The organism is Nonomuraea aridisoli (assembly GCF_003236395.1).
Classification (GTDB): domain Bacteria; phylum Actinomycetota; class Actinomycetes; order Streptosporangiales; family Streptosporangiaceae; genus Nonomuraea; species Nonomuraea aridisoli.
Genome location: NZ_POUD01000423.1, coordinates 1 through 5,334, shown reverse-complemented (window position 1 = coordinate 5,334; position 5,334 = coordinate 1). Strand labels below are relative to the sequence as shown.

The following is a 5,334-nucleotide window of genomic DNA, read 5'->3' as shown; positions in this document are numbered from 1 at the left end:
CAGGTGAAGGCCGTCAAGTCCCCCCAGCCCGCAAAGTCTCCCGCACCCGCCGAATCCCCCAAGGCGAAGGCCACGACCGAATCCCCCGAGGTAAGGGCCGAGAGCGAGACCACCGAGAAGGCGACGTTCACCACCAAGGCGGCCAGGAACAAGGAGACCCGCACCGAACGCAGGAAGCCGAGGTCCCGCGTGATCGCCTCCGGCTCGTGCGGCGCGTCGTACTACGGCGAAGGCCAGATGACGGCCAGCGGCGAACGCTTCAACCCCTCGGCCATGACCGCCGCCCACAAGACCCTCCCCATGGGCAGCAGGGTGCGCGTCACCAACCCGGCCAACGGCGAATCCGTCACCGTGCGGATCAACGACCGCGGCCCCTTCGTAGGCGGTCGCTGCCTCGACCTGTCGGAAGGCGCCTTCGCCGCCATCGGCAACCTGAGCGCAGGCGTCATGCACGTCAAGTACCAGGTACTGGCCCGCTGACCGAGGGGCGCCCGGCTGCGGACACAGGCCACCGCATCTCCCGCGCGAATCGCCGCCGGTACTGGCCCGCTAACCAAGGACGACCAGCTGCGGACACGGCGCACCACACCTCACAGGCGGTCACTGCCTCGACCCGTCGCAGGGTGCCTTCGCCATCGGCAACCTGGTAACGGTTGACGTAGACCCCGGCCTGGGACGTCGGAGGAAAGGCGGCCGACCTCACGACGCCATGCCGCCTCTCCCATCTTTGGGGACCTGCTGAGCTGGTCACCTCGGGTATCAACGAGACGAGACGGCCGACCGCGGGAGCGGGTCCACGTTGAGGAGGCCCCTACGCGCCCACCAGGCCGCTGCTGGTCCTACGTCTGCGACGCGGCTACGTGCTGCCCGCCCCAAGGCTTCCAGTACGACTTATCCACCAGCCAGACAGCGGCCCACGACGCACGGCGAACCCCAGGCCCCCGGTGCACGGCGGAGCCCAGGTCCCGGCCAAGCCTCGGTGACTGGCGGACGTTCCTGCAGTTTCAGACCGGCGGTGAGCTCCACGCTGCCTCGCTGACGTCGGAGGTCTCCTCACCCGATCCGCCCGTGGGTGCCCGGCGCGCCGGGCGATCACGGGCGCGTGGCCGCGACCACGAACAGCGGGAGGGCGAGGAACAAGCGCCCGCGCCGACCCCGTTCCCGCTGCTCGGCGATCCAGGCTTCGGCCTGCGCGTCGCTGATCGCTCCGGCCCTGCGCGCCCCTTCGGCGAGGTCGGCCAGCATGGGCACCCATGTCGCATCGGTGAAGATCGTGGTGTGGGCCTCGACGGTGACGTCGGCGAAGCCCGCGTCGAGGAGAAGGTTGCGGTAGCGGCGGGCGACGCGCGGGTCGGTCACCAGGTCGGCGCGAGCGTGCACGATGGTGCGGGTGAGCGCGGCGTCGTCGGCCTCGATGACGAAGGTGTCCCAGTCCTGCCCGATCAGTACGATGCGCCCGCCGGGTGCGAGCACGCGCCGCGCCTCGCCGACCGCGCGGGCGGGGTCGTCCAGAACGTGGTACACCTTGTCCGCCCGGTAGCCATGCAGCTCACCGTCGGCGAAGGGCAACCCGTATGCGCTCGCCACGCGGAAGTCCGCCGCAGGCCAGCGCCTGCCGGCCACAGCGACCATCCGCTCGTCGAGGTCGACGCCGAACGCCCGCGCGCCCCGCTCGGCCATCTCCGCGACCGCGCGGCCTGACCCGCACCCGACGTCGACCATCGCCGCGTCCGACGTGACGCCGAGTAACTCGTAGGAGCGCGCACGCAGTTCGCTCGCCCAGGGAACGTCGTCCACGATGTCGAGCAGGGCGATGAGCGCATCGGTGTCGTCGCTGGTACGGCCTGTCGTCTGAGTCCTGTCCATGTCCGGGACCCTGCGGCTTGAAGTCCGCTTGAAGTCAAGCCAGCCATCCGGATGAGTGAGCAGGCGGTGGCAGGAGATGTCGAAGAAGCCCCGTGCCTGACCAGCAGCCCACAACCGCTCCAGTACGCAAAGGGATGACGTTCCGCAAACCCGGGGCGAAGTTCAGGGGACAACGGCAACCACCCGGCCGTACGACGTTTCACAAGCCAGAGGCGAGGTCCAGGACAACGGCGACCGCCCGGCGGTGTCACGTTCACAAGCTCGCTCGAAGTTCAGGGGACACGGCGACCACCTGGCGGTATCACCTTCACAAGCCCGAGGCGAGATCCAGGGACGACCGCGACCGCCTGGCGGCACGACGTTCCACAAGCTGGGGCAAGGTCCAGGGACGACGGCGACCGTCTAGCGGTATGTGGGAGAGAGTGTGATGCTGCTGTCGGATCGCTCATCGAAGCTCGGCCACAGCCGACCGGCCATCCCCTGCCCAGGTGCGGGGCGATGTCGGGTGAGGGGTATTTCGTCGCCGCGATTTCGTGGAGTGGGTGTCGGGCGGTTCGCTTGGCGAGGGTTATGAAGGTGGAACGAAGCGGCGGCGGGACTCGCGCTGGAAATGCGGGCCGCCGGCCCGCGAAAGGCTCGGGGCCGGCGTTTGCGGCGGCGAAGGCGAGCCCGGTCACTTCACCAGGCGAACCGTCATCGGGTAACTGTAATGGTCGCCCGACAGAGCCTTGACGCCGGCGACGACGCCCAGGATCGTGGCCGTGATCCAGAGGAACGGCAGCAGCACCATCCCGATGACCGTGATCGTCAGCAGCACCGACGCCCCGATCATCGTGAGCTGGAAATTGAGCGCCTCCACGGCGTGACTGCGGATGTACGGCGACGTCTTGCCGCCGGTGAGCATCAGGATCAGCGGCCCGACGATCGGGAAACCGATCAACGGCAGGAAGTGACCGAGAGCGGCGCCGAGACGCTCGTTGCTCTCCGTCGCATGCACCGGGCGTGCCGGAGCCGGTGGCGGCCCGACGCGTTCGACTGCGTGGGTGCCGTACAGCTCGGTCATGATGGGCATCAGGTCGCCATGGGTGCGCGCCGTCATCGCCCGTTCCAGCCGGTCGTCGAACTCGAGCTTGTCGAACCGGCCGTCCGCGTAGGCGGCTTTGACGTGCTCGACCACGTGCTCACGGTCCTGATGGGTGACGCGCAGATGAGCTGGCGGCACCTCTCCCGGCCCGGGGGTTTTCGGTACCCCAGCCATAATCGCCATGCCTCTCCTCTGAGAATCGGGCTGACACCCTCCATACTGCGTCGCCGCATCGTCGGCCTGCCATCGGGAGAAACCCCGATCTGTCCCGGAGATCATCCCCGACACGAAGCCTCCAGACGGTATAAAAAGGATTCATGAGATGGCGAGACCGCTACGGCATTCGTCGACTGCGCGGTCGTAAGATCGCGAAGTTCGACCGAGAGGCGACAGACGCCGACATCGAGGCGCTCATCGCCTTCGCCCGGTCGCGGCGTGGCGTCGAGTTTTATGTCGAGCCAGAGACTTTTGCCACCGATACGACCGCTGTGGCGGTGGCCGACGACGGCGAATGGACCAGACGACGGGTCGGCTCACCCGCTGTGATCCACAAGGTCGCCCGCGATCTTGCCCTGCCGGTGTACGACGTCCAGCTGACCGGTTACCCCCAACGCATGCGCGCGTACAACGAACGCCGCCGCAAGGAAGAAGACACCCTCTGACGACCGGCCACCCCAGGCCGGCCTGATCGTTCGCCACGAAGCCCGCCGACACCCAGGTCTGCGTCACCGCCGCCAGCCGAATTCAACCTCGCGTCCCCGCAGCACGCCGAACCAGGTCTTGCGACATAGGCTCATGGGTCCGCTTGAGACGGCGCTCGATCGCGCGTCGGGGCACGTCACGGCGCGCGATGCCAAGCGGCGACGGTTGCAGTACATGCTCGAAGTGTTCGCCGCCGAGGAACTGCGCGCGCACGCCGCCGACATCGACGCAATCGAGCGCATCAACGAAAGCTGACCTCGCACATCGGACGCCGGCACCGCTGACCGGAGACTCGAGCCGAGTACGTGGGCTGTCCTCGCCGCCGAATACGCGGGCCATGCTCGCGGGCCCAGCTCACGGGTCCAGCTCGCGGGTCCAGCTCGCCGACCGAGTACGCGGACCAAGGCAACACGGGCCACGGCCGCGTATCCCTGCAGCGTGAGGCGTGCGGTGGGTCACTCCAGGGGCGGGATGGAGTCGTCTTCGTCCATGAGGTTGATCAGAGGGAGGAGCCAGGAGGCGTTGACGGGGCCCATGGCCTCGTCGAGCTCGGCGGGGGTGGGCATGCGGTCGCGCAGGAGCTCCGGGGACAGGAGGTTCTGCAGGGCGTGCATGAGGAGGTGGGCCATCGAGTAGCCGGGGTCGATGGTCAGGGCGCGTTCGAGGGCGATGGTGGCCTGGACGCTGTTGCCCGCTCGCCAGGACGCCATCGCCAGGAGGGACGCGGCCGGCGGTGTGAAGCGCGGGTCCAGTCTGCGGGTCAGGTCTTTCCAGAGCGTGACGTGGGAATCCTCCATGAGGGTCCAGGCCTCGTCGCGGATCCTCATGAGCGTCAGGCTGAGGCCGAGCCTGGCGGCGTCGAGGTCGTCGAGGCATCCGCCTGCTTCGTGGACGCGCAGGGCCGACCGGACTCGGGCCAGACCGTCGGACACGAACTCGGCGGCGAACGCGTCGAGGTCGGTCGAGGCCATGAGTCTGTCCTGGAGCTCGGCGATCGCTTCGGCTGTGGCTCTGCTCATCGCCACGCGTACGGGGCCGGTGACGGGGGCGAGCGTGCGTTCGAGGGCCTCGCGATCGGGGAAGGCGACCAGGCCGCGTACGGTCGCCTCGGCCGCTATCCGGCTGGCGGACAGGTCGTACGGGGTGCCCTGCGGGGGGCAGCACGTGGCCACGTCGCAGACGTAGGACCAGTAGCGGCCTTCGTGGGCGCGCAGGGCCTCGCCCACGTGGACACCCGCTCCGGCGGCCAGCCGCCTCGTCTCGTCGACGCCCGGGGTGACGATCTCGCCGGAGCCGTAGCCGACGATGACGATGTCGGTGACCGCCTCCCTCTCGAAGAGGGGCAGCAGGGCTTCGAGGGTGCCCGGCGGGAGCGGCAGGCTCCACCTCGCCACCATCTTCGCCCGGCCCGCGGCGAGGCCGATGACGACCAGACTGCTTGTGGGGTGAAAGCCGACGAGGTAGGGGACGGCCGCGAGGATGTCGGTGGGGCTGGTCAGGGTCAGGCGCGGCTCGGGTGTGTCGAAGGGCGACTCGGGGTCAGAGGCCACCGGCGGCTCGGGGACGGCTGAGGCCAAGGTGATTGCCCCTGCGGGTGGAGTAGGAGCGTCGCTGGGCGGGGTGGAAGAGCCGATGGCCTGCACGGGGACGCCGGAGCTGTCTCTTATACCCATCTCCGAGCC

6 protein-coding genes are annotated in these 5,334 nt (G+C 68.9%); 3 read left to right on the top strand and 3 right to left on the bottom strand.

The window, feature by feature from the left end; all coding sequences use genetic code 11:
- A partial coding sequence (locus C1J01_RS53610) for a septal ring lytic transglycosylase RlpA family protein (RefSeq protein WP_328589749.1) occupies nt 1–480 on the top strand: 480 nt, incomplete at its 5' end.
- Between the two features lie 612 nt (nt 481–1,092).
- On the opposite strand, the gene C1J01_RS45915 is transcribed toward C1J01_RS53610, so the two are convergent.
- Together C1J01_RS45915 and C1J01_RS45910 are read right to left on the bottom strand one after the other, a co-directional pair.
- Nucleotides 1,093–1,866 (bottom strand): methyltransferase domain-containing protein, encoded by a 774-nt coding sequence (locus C1J01_RS45915; RefSeq protein WP_111185293.1) that lies wholly within the window; start codon nt 1,864–1,866, stop codon nt 1,093–1,095.
- Between the two features lie 673 nt (nt 1,867–2,539).
- Nucleotides 2,540–3,229 carry a DUF1707 and DUF4870 domain-containing protein gene (locus tag C1J01_RS45910; protein ID WP_235855118.1) on the bottom strand — a complete coding sequence of 230 codons (690 nt, stop codon included), beginning with the start codon at nt 3,227–3,229 and terminating at the stop codon, nt 2,540–2,542.
- Nucleotides 3,230–3,267: 38 nt separating this feature from the next.
- Here C1J01_RS45910 and C1J01_RS45905 point away from each other — a divergent pair, with 38 nt between their 5' ends.
- Together C1J01_RS45905 and C1J01_RS50710 are read left to right on the top strand one after the other, a co-directional pair.
- On the top strand, nt 3,268–3,612 hold the full coding sequence (locus tag C1J01_RS45905) for a hypothetical protein (RefSeq protein WP_111185291.1): 345 nt from the start codon (nt 3,268–3,270) through the stop codon (nt 3,610–3,612).
- A gap of 133 nt (nt 3,613–3,745) precedes the next feature.
- On the top strand, nt 3,746–3,907 hold the full coding sequence (locus tag C1J01_RS50710) for a hypothetical protein (RefSeq protein WP_181449330.1): 162 nt from the start codon (nt 3,746–3,748) through the stop codon (nt 3,905–3,907).
- A 200-nt stretch (nt 3,908–4,107) separates the two neighbouring features.
- Here C1J01_RS50710 and C1J01_RS45900 read toward each other — a convergent pair.
- Nucleotides 4,108–5,334: DUF4192 domain-containing protein (locus C1J01_RS45900; RefSeq protein WP_328589748.1), on the bottom strand; the 1,227-nt coding region annotated here is incomplete at its 5' end.